The 3,810-nt window shown below is 57.9% G+C and carries 3 protein-coding genes; 1 reads left to right on the top strand and 2 read right to left on the bottom strand.

The window, feature by feature from the left end; translation table 11 throughout:
• A partial coding sequence (locus AC1DRJ_RS21150; RefSeq protein WP_477803858.1) for a tetratricopeptide repeat protein occupies window positions 1-543 on the bottom strand: 543 nt, incomplete at its 3' end.
• Entirely contained in the window at window positions 540-1,220 is a 681-nt protein-coding gene (locus AC1DRJ_RS21145; RefSeq protein ID WP_477790638.1) for a Fe2+-dependent dioxygenase, read from the bottom strand. The genes AC1DRJ_RS21145 and AC1DRJ_RS21150, both read right to left, overlap by 4 nt.
• Before the next feature lie 208 nt (window positions 1,221-1,428).
• Between AC1DRJ_RS21145 and AC1DRJ_RS21140 the strand changes: the two genes are divergently transcribed.
• A complete protein-coding gene (locus AC1DRJ_RS21140) occupies window positions 1,429-3,735 on the top strand; it encodes a TonB-dependent receptor (RefSeq protein ID WP_477803857.1) in 2,307 nt (768 codons plus the stop codon).
• Window positions 3,736-3,810 lie beyond the last annotated feature (75 nt).

Raw genomic sequence — 3,810 nt, 5'->3', positions numbered from 1 at the left:
GCCTTCAGCCGAGCGTCGATACCAATCGATTGCAGCGACAGGGTCTGCTTTACAAAGCCGCCCCTCTTCGAGATACCGCCCCAGCAGATTCATCGATTTCGCGTGGCCTAGTTCGGCGGCCTGTCGATATAGACCCAGCGCATGTAGCTCATTCACCCCCACTCCACGCCCGGTCGCCAATAGGTTGGCGTAGTTGTACATCGCCCAATCCAGCCCGGCTTCGGCTGCGACTCGATAATGCCGCGCAGCCACCGAGGCATCAGCCTCACAACCCCACCCATGCTCATGACAACGACCAAGCATGTTGCGCGCCATCAAATGCCCGCCTTGTGCGGCGATTTCGAACCAGCGCACGGCCAAGGGTTTATCCTGCGCGATCCCCTGCCCGTCCAGCAGGATTTGCCCAAGCAATGCCTGAGCATCGAGTGCACCTTCGCGGGCGGCGATCAAGATCGCTTGAGCCGCCCGTGCAGGGCTTTCCTCAAGCATGGCCTTGAGCGAATCACCGTCGAGGACTTCTTCGCGGCGCAGTTGATAACTCATACCTCGACCCAGCGGCGCAGCAAGTTGTGATAGGTGCCGGTGAGGCGGATCAGCGACGGGTGGTCCGGCATGTCCTGCGTCAACTGCTGGATTGCCCCGTCCATCTCGAACAGCAAGGCGCGCTGACTGTCTTCGCGCACCAGGCTTTGGGTCCAGAAGAACGAGGCGTAGCGCGTGCCGCGTGTGACGGCGTTGACCTTGTGCAGACTGGTGCCGGGATACAAAACCATGTCACCCGCCGGCAGCTTCACGCGTTGGGTGCCGAAGGTGTCCTGGATTTCCAGTTCACCGCCGTCGTAGTCCTCGGGCTCGCTGAAGAACAGCGTCGCAGAAAGATCGGTGCGCACCCGCTCGATGCTGCCCTTGGGCTGACGCACTGCGTTATCAATATGGAAATCGAAACTGCCGCCGGCGGTGTAGCAGTTCAGCAACGGCGGAAACACCTTGTGCGGTAACGCGGCTGACATGAACTGTGGATTTTTCCACAGCCGTTCGAGCATCGCCGCCCCCACTTCCTTGGCCAGTGGATGACCTTCAGGCAGCTGTAGATTGTGCTTGGCCTTGGCCGACTGGTAGCCGGCGGTGATCTTGCCATCGGCCCAATCGGCCTGCTCCAGAGCCTCACGAATGCGCTGCACTTCTTCTTTCGCGAACAAGCCGGGAATGTGCAACAGCATGGCAAAGACACCTGAAACCGATGGGGCGCCAATGGTATTGATTCTTATTGCTTAAGTAAAACCCTCACGACGGACGAAACACCAAAAACCGTAAGGTTAAATTGTAAAGAATGTAAATTCTTCGCGAATAGTAACGTTTCGCAATTGATACAAATACGCGTCTACCCTATATTCCGCGGCCTCAAATCCTTGGGGAAGGGAATTCATAATGTCGCGTCAACAACCACACGTACCGGTCAGCTCACCACGTTTGCTCGCATCAGCCATCGGCATGGCAATCACCGCCGGCTCTGCAGGTCACATGGTTTTCGCGGCGGAAAAAGCCGACGAAAAAGCACCGGGTAATGTGCTGTCGCTGGGCGCTACCGCCATCACTGGCGAGGCTCAGGACGAGACATCCTACTTTGTCGAAAAAGCCAACTCGTCCAAGTACACCGCGCCGCTGGTCGATACTCCGCGTTCRATCACCGTCATCCCGCAACAGGTCATCAAGGACACCGGCGCCCTCAATTTGCAGGACGCGCTGCGCACTGTTCCGGGCATCACCTTCGGTGCCGGTGAAGGTGGCAACCCCCAAGGCGATCGTCCGTTCATTCGTGGTTTCGACGCACAGGGCGATACCTACCTGGACGGCGTGCGCGACACCGGTTCGCAGAGCCGCGAGATCTTCGCCGTCGAATCGATTGAAGTCAGCAAAGGTCCGAACTCGGCCATCGGTGGCCGTGGCGCTGCCGGCGGCAGCATCAACCTGGTGAGCAAAAAAGCACACTTGGGCGACTCGTTTGATGGTGGTTTTACCTGGGGTTCGGACCAGACCCAGCGTTACACCATGGACGGCAACTATCAGCTCAATGACACCACCGCTGGCCGTCTGAACCTGTTGAGCCACGAAAGCAACGTCGCCGGCCGTGACAGCGTCGACTACGACCGCTGGGGCATCGCGCCGTCGCTGGCTTTCGGCCTGGGCACCGACACCCGCGTCAACCTCGATTACTACCATCTGGAAAATAACGACACGCCGGATTCGGGCATCCCTTACTCGATACCGGCCGGAGGTTCGGCTGCCCGGACCAAATCCAACCCGGACAAACCGGACGACGGCGGCAACAGCACAAACTTCTACGGCCTCAATGACCGTGACTTCCGCAAAGGCCGCACCGATATCTCGACCTTCGCCATCGAGCACGATCTGAATGACGCGATGACCGTCAAGAACACCTTGCGTCACGGTAGCAGCATGCAGGATTACATCCTGACCCAGCCGKACGACAGCAAGGGCAACGTCAACAATGGCACCGTCTGGCGTCGGGCCAACACCCGGGTCAGCAACACCGAGACCACGACTAACCAGACCGATCTGTTTGGTGACCTCTACATCGCCGGTTTCAAGAACAGCTACTCCACCGGTATCGAGTACACCCACGAGGAGAGCCAGAAATCCTCGTATAGCGTCAACACCGACACCACCCCGGGAACAGCGGCAGTGACCACCAACTGCAACCCGGCACTGATCGGCGCGCCAAGCGGTTACAACTGCACCTCGCTGTCCAACCCGAATCCGAACGATCCATGGAACGGTGCGATCTCGCGTAACTACGCCGGTACCGACACCAAGGCCGACACGTACGCGATGTATGTGTTCGACACCCTGGAACTGTCCCAGCAGTGGTTGTTGAACATGGGCCTGCGTTACGACCATTTCGAGACCGACTACAAAACCTTCAACGGATCCGGTGTGACCACTGCCAAAGACAATGACACCAGTGAGTTYGTCACCGGGCAGTTCGGCGTCGTTTACAAACCAGCCGAAAACGGCAGCATCTATGCGTCCTACGCAACCTCGGCCACACCACCGGGCAACACCCTGGGCGAAGGCTCCGAAGGCAATCCTTTGGGCGGCGGTACCGTCAATAACGATTTGAAACCGGAAACCACCAAGAACTACGAAATTGGTACCAAGTGGGATCTGCTCAATGATCAGCTTTCGCTGACCGCCGACATCTTCCACACCGAGAAAGAGAACGCACGCGTTCAAGTCAATACCAACACCTATGAAAACGCCGGCAAAACCCGCGTCCAGGGTGTCGAACTGTCGGCCACCGGCAGGATCACCGATAAATGGCAAGTCTTCGCCGGTTACGCCTACATGGACAGCGAGCAAATCGATGGCGGTGACATGCCGTTGAACCGAGCCAACAACGGCAACGAACTGCCTAACACGCCGAAAAACAGCGCCAGCCTGTGGACAACCTATCAGGTCTTGCCGAGGCTGACGGTCGGTGGCGGTGCGTTCTATGTCGACGATGTCTTCGGCAACGTGGCCAACACCACCATGGTTGAATCCTACGTTCGTTACGACGCGATGGCGGCCTACAAGCTGACCAAAAACATCGACCTGCAACTGAACGTGCAGAACCTGACCAACGAAACGTATTACGACAAAGCCTTCTCGACCCACTTCGCCAACCAGGCGCCGGGCCGTACGGCATTGCTAAGCACCAACTTCCACTTCTGATTGCAGTCAGCGCAATACCTGTGGGAGCGGGCTTGCTCGCGAAAGCGGTGTGTAATTCAGCATCAATGTTGAATG

The sequence above is a fragment of the Pseudomonas sp. P5_B2 genome (genome assembly GCF_056400445.1).
This window is presented reverse-complemented; position numbering and strand designations above follow the sequence as displayed.

Excerpts from the sequence above, each read along its gene's own strand:
- AC1DRJ_RS21145 (WP_477790638.1), bottom strand. The coding sequence starts at position 1,220 with ATGCTGTTGCACATTCCCGGCTTGTTCGCGAAAGAAGAAGTGCAGCGC.